The organism is Cognatishimia coralii, from assembly GCF_037478305.1.
Classification (GTDB): domain Bacteria; phylum Pseudomonadota; class Alphaproteobacteria; order Rhodobacterales; family Rhodobacteraceae; genus Cognatishimia; species Cognatishimia coralii.
On the sequence record NZ_JBBGAZ010000019.1, the window covers coordinates 20,494 to 40,129 of the forward strand.

Genomic DNA, 19,636 nt, shown 5'->3' on the forward strand with positions numbered 1-19,636 from the left:
TACGGCCATAGCTAGTTGCTCAAGCCGAAGTATCTTACTACCCCAGCAAAACAGCCGTGGCCAAGGAGCATCGACGCAAAATGAGGGCATTCAAATCCGTATCCAAGGGCCTGAAAGAGGCGCTGGCCTTCGCAGATGGCGATGTGGAAGGCGCGAAGGTGCATGAAGTTTCCGTGGCGGAGGTCGATGTCGCCGAAGTCCGGCAACGGACGGGCCTGTCCCAGGCCGAGTTTGCGAAGAGCATTGGCGTCGCGAAAGGTACGCTCCTGAACTGGGAACACGGGCGCCGGCACCCGACAGGCCCAGCACAGGTTCTGCTGGCATTGATCGCCAAGAAGCCTTCCGTCGTACAGGACCTCTTGCGCGGGGCGTGAACCGGGGCCTAAGCCCCGATCCTCTTGATGCGGATTCCGAGCTTGCGGGCCTTGTCGACGATGTTCTCGGTGATGCCCGAACCGGGCGTGGCAATCAGACCCTGTGGCATGGTTTCGAGCATCTTGTCGTTGCGCTTGAAGGGGGCAGCCTTGCCGTGGCTCTTCCAGTCGGGCTTGAAGACCACCTGGGTGATCCCACGGGTATCTGCCCAGCGGGCCGCGATCATCTCGGCACCTTTGGGCGTACCGCCGTGCAGCAGCACCATGTCGGGATATTTCGCATGGGTGGCATCGAGGACGGACCAGATCAGATCGTAGGCGTGATAATCCCCGCCCGAGAAAGCGATCCGCGTGCCTTCGGGGCAGTGCACCTCGGTCTCTTTGCGGCGCTTGGCCGAGAGATAGGCCCGGCTGTCCACCACGGCGGAGGTCAGGCCGCGATGCGAGACGCGTGAACCGGTGCGGGGCAGCCAAGGCGAACCGGTGGCGGCCGAGAAGTGGTCCACGGCCAGATCGCGCATCTGTTCGAAGGCGTCACGATGGTCCCAGAGCTTGAGCCCGATCATCTGGAGGCGCTCGAGCTCGACCGAGGCGACCTCGGAGCCGTCCTGGATGGCGAGACTTTCCCGGACCTCGAATTCGTTGTCATCGAGCAGCTTCTGGATGTGGGCAAGCCGGCGATGGAAGATCGAGGTCAGGGACCAGAGCATCTCTTCGAGATTGTCTTCCAGCTGGCTGCCCGTGAGGAGGCCAATGGTGGTGTCAAAGAGGGTCGCCATGGCGAGCTCGACCTCGTCGGGCTGGGGCAGGGGGCGATGATCGGTCTCGCCGGGCCCGGGCGTTGCGCCGTGAAGTGCGAGGTGGTCGAGGATGGCGGAGGTCACGCCGGTTTCCTCGGGGATGTCTGTCTGATGGGGCATTGTCTGGTTCCTCTGTTTGATCTGACCCGATTTGGATGGGGCGATATCAGGACCGGCGGCGACCGGGCCGCATCCGTCAGGATCGGAGCGCAGCGGAGAATGCGCCCAGGGCCGGAAAATTGCTCCCGCGAGGAATGAGTCGAAGGCTCAGGGGAATTTTCTGGTGCGGGGCGCATTGCTGCCCGGGCGAGGGGCACTCAGCCCCGACCCGCCGGTCCATCGCTCCCCTTATCCAAACGAGATCAGATCGAACCCGCGGAACCTGTGCCCTGTCGGACATCACCGGGGAGACTGGCGCTCACCCGTCCTCGATCTCCAGACCTTGTGTTTTCATGGCCTCGAGCAGGGAGCGGCGCAGCGCATCCTTGCCAAGAGCCCGCAGATCGTCGTTGAAATCGCCCATGTTTGACACGAGATCACCACAGGTAATTCCGAGCGAGTCCAGTTGGTTACGCAATTTCATGGATGCATTGCGTCCAGCTTCGTCATTGTCCCGCGCGATCCAGATGCGCTGAATCCCCGGCGATGGAATGAAGAGGCCGAGATGGGTGGCGGTGAGACAGGAGGCGAGGTCGAACTCCGGGAGAGCCGTTCCGATTGAGAGGGTGTTTTCGAGCCCTTCGCCGACGATGAGATCCGAGCGACCCGCGCCGGCCCAGAAGCGGATGGCATGGCCGTGCAGCTGCCCAAGGATCCGTTTGGGTCTCTCGATCGTGGCCAACCCGTCGGTAGACGGGTCGAGATAGACCCGCGCGCATCCGGTGATCTGGCCCCGTTTGTCGGTGATCTTTGCGAGCAGGGCAGGGGCCCTTCGCGGCTGATCGGGATCGTCCTCGCCCTGCCGCAGGAAGACTCGAGGGTGATAGCGCAGGGCAGGTCCAAGCCGTGTGATGCCGCGCCCCTGCAGATAGGTGGCGGCCGGGGTGCCAAGCACCGGCTTGCCAGCGGCAAAGAGCTTCCGCGCCCGCGCGATGCGTTTGGCGGAGGCTGCATCAGGGCGCTCAGCCCTTTGGGTGTCTCGAGGTGCGGCAGGGCAGGGGGCCTCGCCGAGAAAGGATTGGGCCTCCCTCAGCGTCTCCTTGAGCGTGACCGACCCAAGCCGTTCCTGCAGCAGGTCGATGAGATCGCCATATTCACCCGTCGCGAAATCTTGCCAGGATCCGGCCTTGCGCTCACCTTGAGCTTGCAGACGGATGGCGAGGCTTTGGCCCTTTGCACCGGACGTGTCGCCGACCTGCCAATAATTGCCCTGCTTACGACCCTCGGGGAAATACTGGCGGCAGAAACTCTCGGCACGGTCTGCCAGAGCGGCCGAGAGGTCTGCGATGCTGCGCCGCGCGCTCATGCGGCGACATCCGCTGCGCTGGCACCCACCGGGTGCTCAGCCAGAACCCGCGCCAGCACGTCAGTGCCATCCACTGGGATGAACACCCGAGTCTTCCACTGGATCACCTCGGCAAAACAACCCATCGCTTTCAGACGGGGCAGGGCCGCGCCCGACGCGCCGATCAGCTCAAGTCTCGGCTGTCCCATGACCAACGACCGGCGCAACTGGTAGCCGCCGAGGAGGTTCAGGGTCGTCCTGGCTTCCATCACCGCGCTGAGCACTTCCTGCGGCGACATCTCGATCTGACAATCGAGACCAAGGCGTGAATAGACATTCAGGAGCTGCTCCTGACTGACGAGACGGCCGATAGCGCGCTCCCCGTCCTCGGCCTGCAGGCGGTAAATGCGCATGTTGTCGGCAGGAAGCCGGTCCCAGATCGGCAGGAGGAGGCCGCAGATCAGCGTGATCTTCGATGTGGTGAACTGCGGCACCGCGTCGACCTCAGCCTGCCAGAGCTGTTCGAACATCGCATCGTCTATCTCTTCCCAGTGCGATTTCGAGAACTCGGTGAGGGCGAGGATCTCGGTCGCCATGGGCCGTAGCAGTTTCACCCGCAGGATCGGTACGCCATCCTCATCCATGAAGGCCGGCGCCTTCACCATCAGGGCCGCGCGTTTGGAGGTCTTGTTCCAATAGAGCGTCGCGCCTTTGTTATCAGCGCAGATGGCTTTCACGCGGGACAGGGTGAGCGGATCGTTTCGATCCGTACGCTCAACGGTCAGGGCGGTGGCCGTCGCCCCCGTCGCCTCATGTTCGAAGATCACCTTGCGGTCGACGATCTCGAATTTTTCGGCGCGCAGGGTCTCTAGCCCGACGTCCAGCGTGCCAGCCTGCCGTGCGTCCTCGATGATGGCCGAAAGTAACCCGCCGAAAGCCTCGAAGATCGCGTCCTGCATGTCGATCCGCAGTGCCAGACAGCGGTTCAGGAACTGCTGGATAGGCGGCAGATTCTCTTTCATCGTGCCATCCGCCTCATCGAGTGTCAGCCCGGTCATCTCCTGGAACCTGGCATATGAGCAGGCGTCGATCTTGCCCGCCCGCAGCTTGTAGAAGAACTGTCGCAGCGCCGCGCGTGCGTAGGGGCTCTCAAGATTGTCCTCGGCGCGGAACATGTTCTGGCCGCCGGTTTCGCGTTGCCCCTTGGTGATGGCACCGAGCGTGTCGAGGCGGCGGGCGATGGTGGAGAGAAACCGCTTCTCACCTTTCACATTGGTCGCGACGGGGCGAAAGAGCGGCGGCTGCGCCTGATTGGTGCGATTGGTGCGCCCCAGCCCCTGGATCGCATTGTCCGCCTTCCAGCCGGGCTCCAGAAGGTAATGCACCCGCAGGCGCTGGTTCTTGGCCTCCAGATCGGCATGATAGCTGCGCCCGGTGCCCCCGGCATCGGAGAAGATCAGGATGCGCTTAGCATCGTCCATGAAGGCCTGCGTCTCGCCGAGGTTGGAGGAGGCGGCGCGGTTCTCGACCTTGAGCCGCCCTTCGCGCGTTTTCACGATGCGCCGCTTGCGCCCCGTGACCTCGGCCACCGCGTCCCCGCCGAAATGCCAGAGGATCTGGTCGAGCGCGCCCTGCACCGGGGCAAGGGCACCGAGATGCTCGACAAGCTCGTCCCGCCGCCGCTCCGCCTCGCGGCAAATGATGTGATTGCCATCGCCATCGACGGCCGGGCGCGAGCGCAGATCCCCGCTCTCGTCGGTGTAAGGCTCGAAGAGCCGCGTCGGGAAGGAATGCATCAGGTAGTCCATGATGTTCTCGCGCGGCGTAAAATCGACCTGCAGATCATCCCACTCCGAAGGCGGGATCTCTTCGAGACGCCGTTCCATCACCGCCTCGCTGGTCGACACCACCTGGATCACCGCCGAATGTCCCGCCGCCAGGTCCGCCTCGATGGCGCGGATCAGCGAGGGGCATTTCATGGCGGTGATGAGGTGGTTGAAGAAGCGCTGCTTGTTGCTCTCAAACGCCGAGCGTGCGGCGGATTTGGCCTGAGGGTTCAAGGTGCCTGTCTCAGACGAAATGCCAGAGGCTTGTAGGGCAGCCTCAAGGTTGGTGTGGATGATCTGGTAGGCATCAGCGTAGCTGTCGTAGATCGCGACCTGGGCGGGCGTCAGCTCATGGACCAGCATCTCGTATTCGACCCCGGCATAGGAGAGGGACCGCGCGAGATAGAGCCCAAGCGCCTTCAGGTCGCGGGAAATCATCTCCATGGCGGCGATGCCCCCGGCCTCCATCGCGGCGACAAATTCTGCCCGCGTCACGAAGGGGAAATCTCCCGTGCCCCAGAGACCGAGGCGCGAAGCATAGGCAAGATTGCCAACGACCGTCGCCCCGGTGGCCGAGACATAGAGTACGCGGGCGTCGGGCACGGCGTTTTGCAGCGCGAGGCCCGCAAGGCCTTGTTGAGAGGCCTTTTTGTCGCCGCGGTCGGACTTTTCGCCGGCGGCATTGGCCATGGCGTGGCTTTCATCAAAAGCGATGACCCCGTCGAACCCCTCGCCGAGCCAGGAGGTCACTTGCTCGAGGCGGGCAGCCTTGCCCTCACGTTCAGCCGAGCGCAGCGTGGCGTAGGTAACGAAGAGGATGCCCTCGGGCAGGCGTATGTCGCTGCCTTGGCGGAATTTTGAGAGCGGCACGATATCGCTTTCACGCCCGCCGAGCGCCATCCAGTCGCGTCGCGCATCCTCGATGAGCTTGTCGCTCTTCGAGACCCAGACCGAGCGGCGACGCCCCTGCAGCCAGTTGTCGAGAATGATACCCGCGACCTGTCGCCCTTTACCGCATCCAGTGCCATCACCGAGGAACCAGCCCTTGCGCAGGCGGAAGGCGCCTTCGTCACCCTCAGCCGCTGCAATCAGTTGGCCTTCGATCTCGCCACGCTTGAACAAGCCTTTGAGATGCGTCTCGTGTGCATTGCCCGCGTAGATCACGCTTTCGAGCTGCGGCGCAGAGAGGAGACCGTCTCGAACGAGGGTCTTCGGCAGAACGGGGCGGTAGCTCGGCACGGGCGGCGGCACCGAGGCCATGGCGGCGGATTGCACAAGTGCTGTCGGATGCTCCGCCGCGCCGTCGATCCGGATCGCCTGCAGGTCATAGACCTCGTAGACCGTGTCCTGCAACGTGCCATAGGGTTCGCTCCAGGCTTTTGGCAAGTAGTCGAGCGGGGCCGTCTCGATGTCGTCGAACGGATGCTTCGCGCGTTCCTCGGCGAGCGCACGGGTTTCTTTGCGTGCTGCGTTGCGCAGGGCGTGGAGGTTGGTGCGGGTCGGCTGAGACGGGACCGAAAGGGCCGATGTGGTGGGGCAGGGCGGGGGGCTGCGGCGTTCCGGGCAATGGGCGAGTACTACGGAGAGAAGATCACTCGTGGTCGCGCAGATCGGATGATAGGCGGCGTCAATATCAGCCGGTGCGGTCTCTTCAGCACCAGCCGCGCGCTTATCGATTACCGTCAACCGCGTGTCGATCGTGGTGCCATGCCGTGCGAAGACCTTGCCGTCGATGGGGGCCGAAAACACGACATCGGCGCTCTGGCCGATCCGCTGAAACGTCGACTGGAAGGATTTCAAAGAGGGACGGAAGCTTTCGCCGGTGATGACGACAAGCCGCCCACCAGGCGCGAGGCGTGCCAGGGCGGAAAGCACATGCTGACTGGTCGCTTGCCTAAACCGGCCCTCGACATGGTTGGCAGCGGAAAACGGCGGGTTCATCACCACGACCGAGGGCGTGATCGAGCGATCAAGACGATCGTCGATCGAGGCAGCATCGTGGTCAGATACGGCGGCATCGGGGAACAACTGCCCCAGTAGGGCGCGGCGCGTGTCGGCAAGTTCATTCAGCGCCAACCGTGCACCAGCGATCTTTGCAAAGATGGCCAGCATGCCCGTGCCCGTCGACGGCTCGAGCATCAGGTCGTCGTCCCGAAACCCGGCGGCCTGCGCGACGATGGCCGCGAGGGGCAAAGGCGTGGAAAACTGTTGCAGACGGATACTGTCTTCGGAGCGGCGCGTGTGAGACGGGGCCAGAGCTGCGAGACGCTCGATCATGGTGAGGAAGGCCTGCGGCGACAGTGCCTGACGCTGCATCAGCGCGCCGTAGCGCGAGAGTATAAGGATTTGGGCGACCTCGGCCGCCTCATAGGCGTCTTTCCAGACCCAGGCACCACTTGTGTCACTGGCACCGCAAGCATCTTCCATCGCGGCGCGAAGTGCGGCGGCGTCGATGGACCTGCCTGCCTCGAAAACGGGGACGAGGATTTTCGCAGCCTGCATCAGGTTTTGGGCGAAGCGCGGGGCATCCGGCAGGGCAGGGGCTTCGGGCTCGGTTGCAAGTTGGACGGAATGGGGGTGAGCGTTCATCGGCAATCTCCGGGGTTGAGGGTTGGCCCCGAGCCCCGCGTGCACTCTCTCACCCGGGAGGGGTCACCCCTCCCGCCCTGTCTCTCACTCTTTCATGGCCTCGAAAACTGAAGTCTTGGCAGCGAAAACTTATCCACAAAATCTGGGGATGACGCTGTGGGCGTTGTCGCGCAAACCCATGCCAGGCTGCTGGGACACGGCCGTGCCTGCATTTTGGGCACCTCCAGCGAAACGGACCCGACACACAGCAAGCTCGGGGACCGAATGGCCAACCAGGAGAAATCGCAAGAGCTCAGAATGGGGATCTGCAAATAAAAAGGCGACATCCGGGAGGAGGTGGATGCCGCCGATTATTCCGGATCGGCTCAGGGAGGAGGAGAGAACCGATCACAAGAGCGAACATAGGAGCAATGCTGCAGTCGCACAATGGGCGGGCTATGACTTTTCTGCAATGCAGCAATGCATGTCCGCGATCGGGTGCTGCCCATAGTTCCGGTGTGTGGCGGCGAGTTATTCTATGGATATGCGGTCAATGCACCGGTCGCGGGTGGCGCATGGGGATCGGACCGAGGAACGGCATTCCGCGCCTCCGGCAAACAATGCGTCTCATAGGCGCCAACAAACCCCCAGCAAGCGTCGATCTCCTCGCCACCCTGTTCGACGATGTAACCATAGACACGCCCACCAAGGTAAGAATCGTAGTCGGCGGTCTCACCACGTAAGATGTCTACAGCCTGTTCGCGCAGGGCCTTGGTCACGCGTTTTACACCGAATTCCTTTCGGACCGCTTCGAGCGTCACGTAGACGTAACCGACCTGCCCAGAATCCCACGGGCAGTGGAACCCGACGGTGTTCATCGCGAGACCGGAATGGTCATAGAGAAACACAGGCAGAATGATTGCCTTCCGCTCGGCGCGGTCCCGCAGACGATCCATCGAGAGATCGCTCTGATCCGAGACGCCCGCAAGATCGCGCAGGAACGCCTCAGGGCTGTCGTACTGATGGCTGTCACCCAGCCGATAGCGGCGGTGCCAGCAGATCAGCGTACCGAGGTTGCACCACTCTCGTGGGTCCTCAGCGTCGGGGTCGTGGTAGATCTTGATCGTGTGGCCCTGGTGGACCTCCTCGTAGACGGGATCTTGCATGTCCATGTCCTTTCTCGAAACGCAATCGACCCGCCAAGCCGGTTGTGGCGCAGGCGGGTCGATCTGGATGGGATCAGATGGTTGGTGAGTTTGCCGCCCGGCGGATCAGGCGGCGGCGCGATTCTGGCGATGCTGGACGTGCTCGACAGAGACCTTGAGAAGCCAATCCTCAAAGCCAAGAATGGTCTGGTGACCCGCAACCGCCTGGACCCAGGCCGCACGCGGATCGCTGCCGATCTGCGTCGGGTCGTTGTCGATCCGGCCATTGGCCATCCACGGTTCGGGTTGTATGCGTCCGAGCCAGTCAGCCAGTGACGGGATACGCCCCTGGCAGTCTTCGCGCACATGCTGCTCGCCGATCCAGCGGATCGGAACGACCCGGCCCGCGCTGTTGATCAGGCTGCGACCGAACACCCGCTCGGCATCATAGATCCCGACCGTATGATGTTTTTGGGCTCTGTGAACAAAGAGACCTAGGTGCTCTTTAGATGAGTCAAACCAGTCATGCACATGTTGGTAATCATCTGGAACACCGCCAAATCTACGGGCCGAGCTTTCGGCGTGGTGGAGAGGATGTGCCATGTCAGAGCCCCTCATGTTCTGTGGTGTCGGTCTCGATGAAGCGGTTCGAGTGGCTGACATCGATCTTGTCCGTCTCGAGCGCCCAGGTCAATTCGCCATAGCCGCCCTCGTTGTTTTCGAAGCCAGGGCTCAGCGCATAGGCAAAGTCCCAGCCGAAATCTTCGACCCGTCGCCGCAGCTCTTCTGTCAGGGTAATCGTGTCAGGCGTCACGACGACCTCCTCGACATTGCCGGAATCGCCATAGCCTTCATATTGCACGTCGAGGCCGGTCACGCCGAGGCCGCGCAGTTCGGTGAGAAGGGCTGCGCGGGTCTCGACCCGCTGTTCGGCTGCCCGTCTCTGGGCTTCGAGCATCTGCGCGTAGAAATCATTTGCTTGTGTCATATCTTCGGTCCTTTGGAATTGAGGGAGGGTGAGGGCGACCGTCTTGCAGGCCGCGCCCCGGAGGTTTCCTTTGGGGGGCTTCAGGCCGCAGCGTCGCCGCGTTTCTCGGTCGTGCGATCAACCAAGTTGAAATAGAGGTTCTCGGTCGCGCGCTTGAATCCCGGCGGTTTGCGCGGGGCGAGACAGCGCACCGAGGCGCTGCAGCTCTTGCCATGCTCCATCGCGAACTGCGTCACTTGGTTGATCAGGTCATCCATGCCCGCGGCCTGGATACGCTTTTCGGGGTAGCTCGCCATCATCTGGAACTGGGTGACAACGAAGGCGCCGTCACGATGCGCGGGATAGAGGGTAATCTGGTAGTCAAGTGTCTTGGCCATCTCTGGTCTCCTTCGGCGGGCAGAACGCGGGCGTCGCGCCCCTTGGAACCCGTCAGCACGAAAGGACCGCCCTTTATGCAAGGGCGGTCCGGGGTTGGCTTTCGGGGCGGCGCGGCCTCAGTATTCCGAGGGGAGGAGCAGGGTCAGAACCCGGCGGGTCTGCGCGGGATCGGAGGGCTCAGACGAGCCATATCGGTAGTCGACGTCATAGAGGTCGATCTTGAACCAGACCGTGGTGCCGTCGAAATCAATAACGCCCATTTCGTGCCAGCCATGGGGATCACTGTCAGCGTTGAACGCGTCAAACGAAGCGACGCGGCGGGTGAGAGCATGCTGGGTGTCCGGCCCAAGCGCTGCAACGCCGGGTGTCATGACAAACTGGCCCTTTGGTGCATCCGCGACGGGGTGTGTCCCGAGGATGGAGCGGCGAAAGGCATCATTTTGAGCGGCGATCAGTGCGGCTTCCGTGACGGGATCGATTTCGAGTGTGGTGGTCATGAGAAGTCTCCGTGACGAGCCAGCCGATCCGACACCGGCTGCGTGAAACCCGTCAGCGGGAAAAGGCCGCCCTCTGCGCGAGGACGGCCCATGGGTCAGTCAAGGTTCAGATCGGTGCCGGTGCCTCAGGCGGCATCACCGCTGAGAAAGGCGGGCAAGGCGTCCGGTTCGTCGTCCGAGGCTGAAATGGTCTCCTCACCGGACTCGTCTTCGCCCAAAGCGGTTTCCGCCGCATCAATGGGGAGATCGAGGCCACCATCCGACGCACCGGCGAACAGCATCCCATCGGGCAACCAGCGGGTCGTTTTGACAACCACCGCGGCGGCAAACCCTTCGGTTTCACTCGCGGTTTCCGCGAAAGCCCGCTCCATCGCGGCCGCGAGATCGCCCTTGCGCTCGCGATTGCGATCCTCGGCATACTCCTCGCCGATCAGCTTGCGCGCCGTCGTCACTGCATGCCCCTTGTTGACCCGACCCCAGTAGTTTTGCGCGGTCGGGCGCCAACAGGCCGCCACATCGACATCAAGCCGCACACCGATCTCCTCGATGATCGGCGAGAGGCGATTGTCGGAGGAGAGCTGCGGCTTGACTGCCAGACCCGTCGCCCAGGCGAAGAGCGCCTGCTTGTCGGCAAGAGGCAGCGCCGACATCACCCGGAAGTCCTCGGGCTTCTCCAGTTTCATCCAGTCGGTCACTAGGTCCTGTTCCAGCGCCTCGAGCATTTTCTGGGCGACAGTATCCGCATGCAGCACCTCGCGGTCTTGCGCCTGGAAGGGACGGATCGAGATGTCGAGCGCCTCGTTGTTGTAGGACCGCCCCAGAGCTTGCTCGCAGAGCGCATAGAGCATCGCATCGAACGCCACTTCGAAATCCGCCGCCAGATGCGCCCGCAGGATGTGCTGACGCGTCGCGCGCAGATCGTCGGCAAGGCTCGCCGAAATCCCATCCGCCTTGCGCAAAGTCGCGGCCGGATCGGAGGTCGGCACCGGCGACGATGAGGTCGGCGGCGTCACATGCGGCCGGGCAGGGGAGTGGGCATCACCCGTATCAGCTCGGGCCTCGTCCGGCTCGGGTGCGGTGGGAATATCCTCGGGCCGCACCAGCCCCTTCTCGACCCGCAGCGCCCCGTCATGGCCGATGGTCAGAACCACGCCCGCAATGGCGCGATCTGCATCCGCGTAAGGCTGCCGCTCACGCTGCAGGGCCTCGATTTCGCGCAGGCGCGGTTCGATTGCGTAGTATTCTTCGGTCTCGGCGTCGGTCCAATCCTCACCGTCATTCTGCGCCGCCAGTTCTTCCTCGCGCGCAATCAGACGTTCCTCTTCTGCCAGCAGCTCGGGATCGGGTTCGATGTCCTGCGGATAGACCCGCCCGAAGCTGCGAAACGAGCCGTAGTCCACCGAGAGATGCACCTCGACCCATTTCCACTGCGCCGCGAAAGGTTTGGCCGCAGCCTGCAGCTTCTCGATGGCGAGGCGCTCGAGGAGCTCGGGGTTTTCCATATGGGCGCTGGCACGATCGTCGAAGAGATCACGCAGCAGAACCCCACCTGCCGCCTCATAGGCTTGGATGCCGACAAAGCGCCCCAAGGCCGAGTTCGCCGAATGCGCGGTCTCGGTCAGCTGGCGTTTGATGCTCTGCGGATGGATGTGATAGCCGCCCTTCACAGCGTTCCAGACCGCCAGTTGGCGATCGTGGTCATCCGTCAGCGTGAAGGCCATGACGCATTCGAGGGTCAGGTCGCCCGCGCGAAACTGCTCGATGATCTCGGGCGCGACACGGGCGAGTTTGAGCCGGCGGCGCACCAGGTCGACGGAGACACCGAATTTCAGCGCGATTTCGTCCTCGCTGCGACCCTCGCCGATCATCTTGTCGAAAGCTTCGAACTGGTCGGCCGGATGCATGGCTGCGCGCTGAAGGTTTTCTGTGGCGGAAGTGAGGATGGCGTTGCGCTCGTCCTCGACGAGGCAGGGCACCGGGTGATCGGCGGAGATCAAGCCGTCTTCGGCAAGCTGCTTCAGCGCCTTGAGGCGACGACCGCCGGCATCAACGGCAAAGCGTGACTCAGACAGCGCATGAACCACCAGGTTCTGCTTGATGCCGGTCTCGCGGATGCTGGAGAGAAGCTCGGCGTCGTCACTGGCGCTCGCGGCGACTTTGCGGACGTTGAGGGGGCTGGTCTCCAGCTGGTCGAGCGGAATCATCCGGATGTCGGCGGCGGCGTCAGGCGTTGCCGATCCAGCGGCTTCGGTCTTCTTCAAGTTGGTGGGTTTCGGGCGGGTTGCGGTCTTGGCCATGGGTTCGGTCCTCGTTGCGCCGGACCCGGAAGAGGCTCTCTCTATCCTTTCAAGCCCGGCACCCGGGCTTCCCTTTCTCTGGCTTTCACTGTGCGTTGACGTGTGTGTGCTGGTTTGATCAGCGAATGCCACATCAGTGAAGCTGAACAACTAAAGACAATCCCGCCTCAGACCCAACATCCCGCATCAGAGAGCTGGAAAAATATTGAAACAATACGAAGCGGTCCATGCAACCGATTGAGATAACGCTCTTGCATGGCCGGGCAGTGACTTAATTTGAGCACGGTCAAACTCCAGACGAACCGCTATTCTACACGATTTTTCCCCAAAATATCATCCGCTTGGCACTAGGTCACCGATTATTACAAACGAACAACCGTTTTTTTCTTGACTCTTTATCGCTGCCCGATTTTTATGACGTCGTCGTCGATGGCCAATCCACTGACGGTCCGCGGTTGGAGGAAATCGCGGCTTCCCAGGGAGGGGTAATGCTAGAAGTTGAGAACATTCAGGTGGTGTACGACAACGCGATCGAGGCGTTGCGAAACACATCTTTCCAGGTTGAGCCGGGCAGTATCACGGCGCTATTGGGCTCGAACGGAGCTGGCAAGAGCACTGTCCTCAAATCCATTTCGGGTACGCTTTACCCCGAGAACGGTCGCGTCAGGAGCGGCATTATCCGCTTCGACGGCCAGGAACTCGCGCAGCTGATGCCGGACGTGATCGTGCGCCTCGGAATTGCGCAGGTGCCAGAGGGGCGGCGGCTGTTCATAGAGCTGACCGTCGAGGAAAATCTGCTGATCGGCGGCTATACGCGGAGCCGCGGTGAATGCACTGAAACCCTCGAGGAAATCTACGAACTCTTCCCGCGCCTGCGTGAAAAACGCGGCGCTGTTGCAGGATACCTCTCTGGTGGCGAACAACAGATGGTTGCGATCGGCCGGGCGCTTATGGCGCGTCCGAAGCTGCTGATGTTGGATGAGCCGTCGCTCGGGATTGCACCGGTCATTGTGCGTGACATTTACAAGGCGATTGTCGAATTGAACCGTTCCCGCGGGATGACGATTCTGCTGGTTGAGCAGGACGCGGCGCTGGCGATCAAGACCGCCGGATATGCCTACGTTATGGAGAACGGTCGCGTCGTGTTGGACGGTTCGGGAGAGGACCTGTCGAAGAACGAAGATATCCGGGAATTCTACCTGGGCCTCGGTGCGCGCGGCGACCGAAAATCCATGCGCGATGTCAAACACTACAAACGACGGAAGCGGTGGCTGTCATGAGCGCTTTTTTGGAAGTGGAGGCGCTGGCCAAGAATTTTGGCGGCGTACAGGCGGTTAAGGATGTTAGCTTCTGTGTCGAGAAGGGCAGCATCTGCAGTGTGATCGGCCCGAACGGAGCGGGCAAAACGACCGTGTTCAACATGATCAGCGGTCTGCTGCGGCCGAATTCCGGGCATGTCCGCCTGGAGGGCCAGGCGCTGACCGGCGTGCCCGCGCATCGGATGGCGCGGATGGGGTTGGGGCGCACGTTCCAGAACCTTGCCGTTTTCGGGCATGCCAGCGTGGTCGACAATATTCTGATCGGCATGCATTCCAAGCTGCGCAGCGGCCCGTTCTCGGCCGCGATCTATTGGGGCCGGACACGGCGTGAAGAGGTCGCGGCGCGGGAGCATGTCGAGAAGATCATTGATTTTCTCGAGATTCAGGGTGTGCGCGATCTGCCGGTCGGAACCCTCTCTTATGGTGTGCAGAAGCGCGTCGAATTGGCGCGGGCGCTGGCCAGCGAACCGAAGCTTCTTCTGCTCGATGAAATGGTGTCAGGCATGAATCAGGAAGAAACCGAGGACATCGCCCGCTTCATCCTGGACATCCGAGAGGAGCTTGGGACGACCGTTGTCATGGTCGAGCACGACCTCGGGATCGTAACCGATATTTCGGACAAACTCGTTGTGCTCGATTTCGGCCGCAAGATCGCCGATGGCCAACCCCACGACGTGATCTCGGATCCCACGGTTATCGCAGCCTATATGGGCGCAGAGCAGGGAGCAGCGGCATGAGCGATCTGGTTGAAAATCTCCTTTCGGGTGAGAACACGCTGCCGCAACTTCTTCTGCACTGGGCGCATGAACAGCCCCACGCGCTGGCCTTTCGCGAAAAAGATCTGGGTATCTGGCGCAGGATCACCTGGGGCACATATCTCGAGAACGTTCGATACTTCGCATCCGGCCTTGAAGAGCTTGGATTCCGCTCGGGCGACCGTCTGGCGATCGCGGGCGAAGGTATTCCGGAATGGATGTATGCGGATATCGCCGCGCAGTCTCTTGGCGGGACGTGTGTTGGGCTTTACCCCACCAGCCCGTGGCAGGAGCTGTCTTATATCCTGCGCCATTCCCGGGCCCGCGTCGTGGTTTGTGCGGACCAGGAGCAGACCGACAAGGTTCTGGACGCGATGGAGCACGACGGCCTTCCAGACCTTGACTGGATCGTCTGTGTCGATCCCAAGGGGATGCGCCACTACAACCATGCGAAGATTGTGTTTTTTAAAGACGTGCTTGAGCGCGGGCATGGGGCGGACTCGGTCAGGTTTGAGCGCAATATCAAGGCGCTCAGCCCGGACCAGCCGGCCATTGTCGTCTATACCTCGGGCACGACCGGCGCGCCGAAAGGCGCACTCCTGACGCACCGAAACCTTCTGATCGCTTCGCAAAGCGTTCTGTCGGCTCATGGCTATGACGGGCGCACCCATGAAACGGTTTGCTACCTGCCGCTTTGTCACGTGGCCGAACGCTCGTTTTCCACGGTCATGCATCTTTGCTGCGGATCGGTGGTGAACTTCGCGGAGTCTGTCGACACTGTATCGGCGGACCTTCGGGAAATCGCTCCGACCATTTTTCTCGGGGTTCCGCGCATCTGGGAAAAACTTCAGCAAACCATTCTGATCAAGCTCCGCGAAAGCTATGCGATCAATCAGTGGATCGTCGACCGCACTATCGCCTATGCGATGCGGAATGCTCGGAAGGAAATCGTTCCGGGTGAGCGCCCCGGTGCAATCGACCGGGCCGCTTTGTGGCTGCTGCGGAAGGTTGTTTTCCGGAATCTCAGGCGATTTGCCGGTTTGCATCGCTGCCGGGCCTGCTTTTGCGGAGCAGCGGCGGTCTCGCCCGAAGTTCTGCTGTTCTTCCGCGCGATGGGCCTGCCGATTTTCCAACTCTACGGGATGACCGAGACAGCCGCCGTCGCCATCCAGCAAATACCCGGAAAAGAAAGCTTTGGCGGTGTCGGTGTGCCTATCCCGTCGATGCAGGTCAAATTGGGGCCGGACGGCGAGTTGATGATGCGCGGCCCGAGTATTTTTGCCGGGTATCTGGATGCGCCAGAGGCCACCGAGAACGCATTCGCCGATGGCTGGCTGACGTCAGGCGACATCGCATCTGTGGATGACGGAGAATATCGGATCGTCGACCGAAAGAAGGATCTCATTGTTACGTCGGGCGGCAAGAACATCGCTCCGTCTGAGTTGGAACACGCTCTGAAGGAAAGCCCCTATGTCCGGGAGGCCATCGTTCTGGGCGACGGGCGCAACTTTGTCTCGGCCCTGCTTCAGATCGATCACGACGTGGTCGCGAAATGGGCGCAGGAACAGCAGCTGTCCTTCACCACGTTCCGCAGCCTGACCGCTTTGCCCGAAGTGCTCAAGCTGATCGATGGAGCGGTCAACGAAGCCAACGCGCGTTTCGCGCGCGTCGCACAGGTGCGGAAATTTGTCCTGCTGGAAAAAGAACTGGACCACGACGATGGCGAACTGACCGCGACGATGAAAGTGCGCCGAAAGGCCATCGCAGAAAAATACGCGGCTCAAATCGCTGAAATCTATGGAGAAAGAGCATGAACTACTTGATCGCTCTGATCGCGGCCGGTTTGGCGACCGGGGCCATATACGGCCTTGTCGCAATCGGCTTTGCCATCATCTACAAGGCAACAGGCATTATCAATTTCGCCCAGGGCGAGATGGTGATGCTGAATGCCTACCTCGGCCTGTCCATCGCGACCTTTTCAGGAGTGGGATTCTGGGCGCTGGTGCCGCTTGTGATCCTGGCGTCTATCCTCGTCGGTCTTGCAGTCGAGTTTCTGTTGGTTCGCCCAATGCTGGGTGAGCCGGCTATTTCCATTGTCATGATGACGGTCGGGCTGGCCGTCTGCCTGCGGTCCCTGGTCATCCTAATCTGGGGCGCCGAGCCGCAGGTTCTTCCAGTTCACCCCGCAGAGGATGTCGTTCAAATTTTGGGCGCCCGGCTCTATTCGACGCAGATACTTGCAATTGTGTGCCTCGCGTTGGTCGTGGTCGGCTTCTTCGTGTTCTACCGGCATACACGTGCCGGTCTTGCCATGCGGGCATCGTCCAGCAATGAGACGGTCGCGCTGCTTATGGGGATCGATGTGCGCCGGATATATGCGCTGGCCTGGGGGCTGGCGTCGGTCACCGGCGGGCTGGCCGGGCTTCTGGTTGCAACCATCTACGAACTGGGGCCGGATATGTTCGCATTCGGTCTGCGCTCGTTCCCTGCGGTGATCCTGGGCGGCCTCGACAGCGCCATCGGCGCGGCCGTCGGAGGCGCGATCATCGGTGTTCTGGAAAACCTCGGCGAAGGTTACATCGGCCGCGGGTTGAAAGAGATCGTCGGTTTCGTGGTGATCCTGATGGTTCTCATGGTGCGCCCCTACGGCATGTTCGGCACCCGTGACGTGGAGCGGGTCTGATGCGCGCAGGTATCTTCAAGGAAACTTATCCCGAACTGGTTCGTCTGACTGACTCAATGCCGGTCAAGGTCTGGTCGATCCTTCTGGTCCTGGGCGCATCGCTGCTGCCTGCTCTTGTCGGCTCCTATGCGCTGAGCTTTGGGACTACGATCGTAATTACCTCGATCGGAGTTGTCGGTCTCAACTTGCTGACAGGCACCTGTGGGCTGATTTCGCTTGGCCATGCCGGCTTTATGGCGGTTGGCGCCTACGGGGCGGGGATCATGGCGTTGGACTATGGCTGGTCCGCGATCCCAGCGATTCTGGTTGGCGGCTTTGCCGCGTCGCTGTCCTCCTTGCTGGTGGGGGTGCCGTCGCTGCGGCTCAAAGGTCTGTATCTGGCTATCACCACATTGGCCTTCACGGTCATTGTGACCCATTTGATCCTGAATATGCCCCAGCTGACGCGCGGTTCCGCCGGCCTCTTCATGCCGGTCGCGGACCTGATGGGTATCGAGATGAAATCGACGGGCGCGTTTTACCTCTTTGCCCTGGCGCTGGCCGTACTGGCCGTTCTCGGAGTGCTTAACCTGATGCGGTCGCGCGTCGGACGCGCGTTTCTGGCGATCCGCGAACAGGACATCGCCGCCGAGATGATGGGCATTCATTTAGCCCGGTTCAAGCTTCTCGCCTTTGCGATTTCGGCTTTCTACACGGGTATCGCCGGGGCGCTGTTCGCCTATCAGGTCCGCTATATCAACGTCGACAGCTTCGGCCTGCTTCTGAGCATCGAGGCTCTCGGCATCATCATCGTGGGCGGCCTGGGATCTGTCGCGGGCGCGGTTATCGGCACTGTCTTCATGACGTTGCTGCCCGAAGGCATCCGAATACTCTTCGATCTTCTTGGGGCTGGCCTTCAGGAGATCTTCTCGACCCGAGCACTTGAGCTGCGGGGCCTGATCTATGGCGCCGTAATTATCCTCGTTCTGAGATTTCAGCCCGAGGGACTGATCGGGATCTGGCGGGAGGTCCGCCGGATCTGGACGAACTGGCCGTTTCGGTACTGAGCCCGGCCAGACAAACACGGAGGAGACGACAATGAAAAGAATGATTGCGGTTGCCGCAGCGGTGCAGGCCCTGATGGGTCCGGCTTACGCCGAAGCGCCGGGAGTATCCGACCATGAAATACGGATTGGGGAAATCCTTCCCCTGACCGGCCCGGCGAGTTTTGCCGGAAAGGCGCACTACCTCGGCACCAAGATCGCTCTGGCACAGGCCAATGACGAAGGCGGGGTCGGCGGGCGCACGGTCGTGGCGCTGACCGAGGATGACGGTTACGTCCCGGCGCGGACCTTTCAGTCCGCCCAGAAGCTGCTGAGCGTGGACGGGATCTTCGCCATGACCGGCACCTCCGGCACCAGCCACATGCTGGCCATGCTGCCGTTGCTCGAAGAACAGGACGTGCTAACGGTTGTGTCGATCAACCCCGCGGAATCGCTGTACAATCCCGTGCGCGAGAACATCTTCGTTGTCGGCACCAGCTATGGCAACGCGATCCACCGCATCATGCGCCTCGCCGTCGAGGAGCGGGGTCTGAAGGACGGAAAATTCGCGATTATCTATCAGGAAGATGACTACGGCGCGAACGTCAAGGCCGGGTATGACCGTGCGGTCGAAGAGTTCGGACTGAACAGCGTTGCCGAGATTCCCTACAAGCGCGGCCAGAAAGATTTTGCAGCCGAGATGTTGCGGGTCGCGAATGAAGGCGTCGATTTCCTGATCTCGGGCGGCATCATCTCCGAGAATGTCGCAGTCTTTAAAGAAGCGCGCAAACTGGGGCTCGACGATCTGGGCATCGGCACTGTCTGGACGGCGCATTTACCGATCGTCCAGAAGCTGGCCGGTGAGGCGGCCAACGGCTATCTGACTGCAGATTACGCGGCGACGCTTTCGGAAGAGGCGGCCCAACCGTTCATGGAGTTGGCCCGGAAATACCTTGACGAGAGCGAGGTTGCTGAGATCAATCGTTACTCCATGACGTCCTACGCCGGCGCGACGGTCCTGGTTCAGGCCATGCGGGAATGTTCCGACGATCTGACAAGGGCTTGTGTCAAAACCGCATTGGAAAGCGGTAAGGCCTTTGAGGTGGGCAGCGCGCTTGGTGCTGTGACCTTTGCGCCTGATCGTCATTTCTCGGATTCTCCGGTGCGCGTGTTGCGCAGCGATCCGGAGGGTGCAGGTTTCGTGCCGTTGACGAATTTCTAGCCGATATGTGGGGCGGCCGGATACTGGCCGCCCCGCGCGCAAAGCTTGTGCTACCCCGCATATATGGCTTATTCGCTGACCGGAACATGTGGAGACCCCCCGGGGAAGGCTGCAATACGATGGTCAGAACTGTTGGCTCGGACGGAGCCAAAACGATGCAAGCCATCCGCAAGGCCGGAGTGAAGCGGATTTACAAGCATGGTTTCGAGGCGATGAAGCTGCGGAGCCTTGCGGAGGATGTGGGGATCCAGGCGGGTTCACTTTACAATTACATCCGCAACAAGGAGGAATTTCTGTTTCTCCTGCTGAAGGAAGTTC

At 61.5% G+C, this 19,636-nt stretch carries 17 protein-coding genes; 8 read left to right on the forward strand and 9 right to left on the reverse strand.

Features of this window, described 5'->3' with window-relative positions; translation table 11 throughout:
* Positions 1-80 precede the first annotated feature (80 nt).
* On the forward strand, positions 81-374 hold the full coding sequence (locus WG622_RS18240) for a helix-turn-helix domain-containing protein (protein WP_339404804.1): 294 nt from the start codon (positions 81-83) through the stop codon (positions 372-374).
* Between the two features lie 8 nt (positions 375-382).
* Here the strand turns inward: WG622_RS18240 and WG622_RS18245 are convergent, their stop codons facing one another.
* From WG622_RS18245 to WG622_RS18285, 9 genes are all read right to left on the reverse strand, one after another.
* On the reverse strand, positions 383-1,294 hold the full coding sequence (locus WG622_RS18245; protein ID WP_339404805.1) for a DUF2493 domain-containing protein: 912 nt from the start codon (positions 1,292-1,294) through the stop codon (positions 383-385).
* 298 nt (positions 1,295-1,592) lie between these two features.
* Positions 1,593-2,639 (reverse strand): DUF7146 domain-containing protein, encoded by a 1,047-nt coding sequence (locus WG622_RS18250; RefSeq protein WP_339404806.1) that lies wholly within the window; start codon positions 2,637-2,639, stop codon positions 1,593-1,595.
* Positions 2,636-7,033, reverse strand: a complete 4,398-nt coding sequence (locus WG622_RS18255; protein WP_339404807.1) for a strawberry notch-like NTP hydrolase domain-containing protein — start codon at positions 7,031-7,033, stop codon at positions 2,636-2,638. The genes WG622_RS18250 and WG622_RS18255 overlap by 4 nt, the downstream gene beginning before the upstream one ends.
* A 515-nt stretch (positions 7,034-7,548) precedes the next feature.
* A complete protein-coding gene (locus WG622_RS18260; protein WP_037931030.1) occupies positions 7,549-8,178 on the reverse strand; it encodes a hypothetical protein in 630 nt (209 codons plus the stop codon).
* Between the two features lie 105 nt (positions 8,179-8,283).
* Positions 8,284-8,760: a DUF6915 family protein gene (locus tag WG622_RS18265; protein ID WP_037930962.1), complete on the reverse strand. Its 477-nt coding sequence runs from the start codon at positions 8,758-8,760 to the stop codon at positions 8,284-8,286.
* 1 nt (position 8,761) lies between these two features.
* Positions 8,762-9,145 (reverse strand): DUF6878 family protein, encoded by a 384-nt coding sequence (locus tag WG622_RS18270; RefSeq protein ID WP_009804230.1) that lies wholly within the window; start codon positions 9,143-9,145, stop codon positions 8,762-8,764.
* 80 nt (positions 9,146-9,225) lie between these two features.
* A complete protein-coding gene (locus WG622_RS18275; protein ID WP_303964851.1) occupies positions 9,226-9,522 on the reverse strand; it encodes a hypothetical protein in 297 nt (98 codons plus the stop codon).
* A 117-nt stretch (positions 9,523-9,639) separates the two neighbouring features.
* Positions 9,640-10,020, reverse strand: a complete 381-nt coding sequence (locus WG622_RS18280; RefSeq protein WP_303964849.1) for a DUF3768 domain-containing protein — start codon at positions 10,018-10,020, stop codon at positions 9,640-9,642.
* 125 nt (positions 10,021-10,145) lie between these two features.
* Positions 10,146-12,317, reverse strand: coding sequence for a ParB/RepB/Spo0J family partition protein (locus WG622_RS18285; RefSeq protein ID WP_303964847.1), 2,172 nt, complete (start codon positions 12,315-12,317; stop codon positions 10,146-10,148).
* A gap of 488 nt (positions 12,318-12,805) precedes the next feature.
* On the opposite strand from WG622_RS18285, the gene WG622_RS18290 reads away from it, so the two are divergent.
* From WG622_RS18290 to WG622_RS19265, 7 genes are all read left to right on the forward strand, one after another.
* On the forward strand, positions 12,806-13,597 hold the full coding sequence (locus WG622_RS18290) for an ABC transporter ATP-binding protein (RefSeq protein WP_303964856.1): 792 nt from the start codon (positions 12,806-12,808) through the stop codon (positions 13,595-13,597).
* A complete protein-coding gene (locus tag WG622_RS18295) occupies positions 13,594-14,373 on the forward strand; it encodes an ABC transporter ATP-binding protein (RefSeq protein WP_274576838.1) in 780 nt (259 codons plus the stop codon). Before WG622_RS18290 ends, WG622_RS18295 begins: the two co-directional genes overlap by 4 nt.
* A complete protein-coding gene (locus tag WG622_RS18300) occupies positions 14,370-16,205 on the forward strand; it encodes an AMP-dependent synthetase/ligase (RefSeq protein ID WP_303964845.1) in 1,836 nt (611 codons plus the stop codon). The genes WG622_RS18295 and WG622_RS18300 overlap by 4 nt, the downstream gene beginning before the upstream one ends.
* Entirely contained in the window at positions 16,202-17,074 is an 873-nt protein-coding gene (locus WG622_RS18305) for a branched-chain amino acid ABC transporter permease (RefSeq protein WP_274576836.1), read from the forward strand. Before WG622_RS18300 ends, WG622_RS18305 begins: the two co-directional genes overlap by 4 nt.
* A complete protein-coding gene (locus tag WG622_RS18310; RefSeq protein ID WP_274576835.1) occupies positions 17,074-18,120 on the forward strand; it encodes a branched-chain amino acid ABC transporter permease in 1,047 nt (348 codons plus the stop codon). Before WG622_RS18305 ends, WG622_RS18310 begins: the two co-directional genes overlap by 1 nt.
* A gap of 31 nt (positions 18,121-18,151) precedes the next feature.
* On the forward strand, positions 18,152-19,318 hold the full coding sequence (locus WG622_RS18315) for an ABC transporter substrate-binding protein (protein ID WP_274576834.1): 1,167 nt from the start codon (positions 18,152-18,154) through the stop codon (positions 19,316-19,318).
* A gap of 155 nt (positions 19,319-19,473) precedes the next feature.
* Positions 19,474-19,636 (forward strand): TetR/AcrR family transcriptional regulator (locus WG622_RS19265; RefSeq protein WP_369077078.1); only part of this gene is annotated, 163 nt, incomplete at its 3' end.

Coding starts and splice junctions, on each gene's coding strand:
- WG622_RS18285 (WP_303964847.1), bottom strand. CDS start 12,317: ATGGCCAAGACCGCAACCCGCCCGAAACCCACCAACTTGAAGAAGACC.
- WG622_RS18255 (WP_339404807.1), bottom strand. CDS start 7,033: ATGAACGCTCACCCCCATTCCGTCCAACTTGCAACCGAGCCCGAAGCC.
- WG622_RS18310 (WP_274576835.1), top strand. CDS start 17,074: ATGCGCGCAGGTATCTTCAAGGAAACTTATCCCGAACTGGTTCGTCTG.
- WG622_RS18305 (WP_274576836.1), top strand. CDS start 16,202: ATGAACTACTTGATCGCTCTGATCGCGGCCGGTTTGGCGACCGGGGCC.
- WG622_RS18250 (WP_339404806.1), bottom strand. CDS start 2,639: ATGAGCGCGCGGCGCAGCATCGCAGACCTCTCGGCCGCTCTGGCAGAC.
- WG622_RS18315 (WP_274576834.1), top strand. CDS start 18,152: ATGAAAAGAATGATTGCGGTTGCCGCAGCGGTGCAGGCCCTGATGGGT.
- WG622_RS18280 (WP_303964849.1), bottom strand. CDS start 10,020: ATGACCACCACACTCGAAATCGATCCCGTCACGGAAGCCGCACTGATC.
- WG622_RS18245 (WP_339404805.1), bottom strand. CDS start 1,294: ATGCCCCATCAGACAGACATCCCCGAGGAAACCGGCGTGACCTCCGCC.
- WG622_RS18270 (WP_009804230.1), bottom strand. CDS start 9,145: ATGACACAAGCAAATGATTTCTACGCGCAGATGCTCGAAGCCCAGAGA.
- WG622_RS18295 (WP_274576838.1), top strand. CDS start 13,594: ATGAGCGCTTTTTTGGAAGTGGAGGCGCTGGCCAAGAATTTTGGCGGC.
- WG622_RS18300 (WP_303964845.1), top strand. CDS start 14,370: ATGAGCGATCTGGTTGAAAATCTCCTTTCGGGTGAGAACACGCTGCCG.
- WG622_RS18240 (WP_339404804.1), top strand. CDS start 81: ATGAGGGCATTCAAATCCGTATCCAAGGGCCTGAAAGAGGCGCTGGCC.
- WG622_RS18290 (WP_303964856.1), top strand. CDS start 12,806: ATGCTAGAAGTTGAGAACATTCAGGTGGTGTACGACAACGCGATCGAG.
- WG622_RS18260 (WP_037931030.1), bottom strand. CDS start 8,178: ATGCAAGATCCCGTCTACGAGGAGGTCCACCAGGGCCACACGATCAAG.
- WG622_RS18265 (WP_037930962.1), bottom strand. CDS start 8,760: ATGGCACATCCTCTCCACCACGCCGAAAGCTCGGCCCGTAGATTTGGC.
- WG622_RS18275 (WP_303964851.1), bottom strand. CDS start 9,522: ATGGCCAAGACACTTGACTACCAGATTACCCTCTATCCCGCGCATCGT.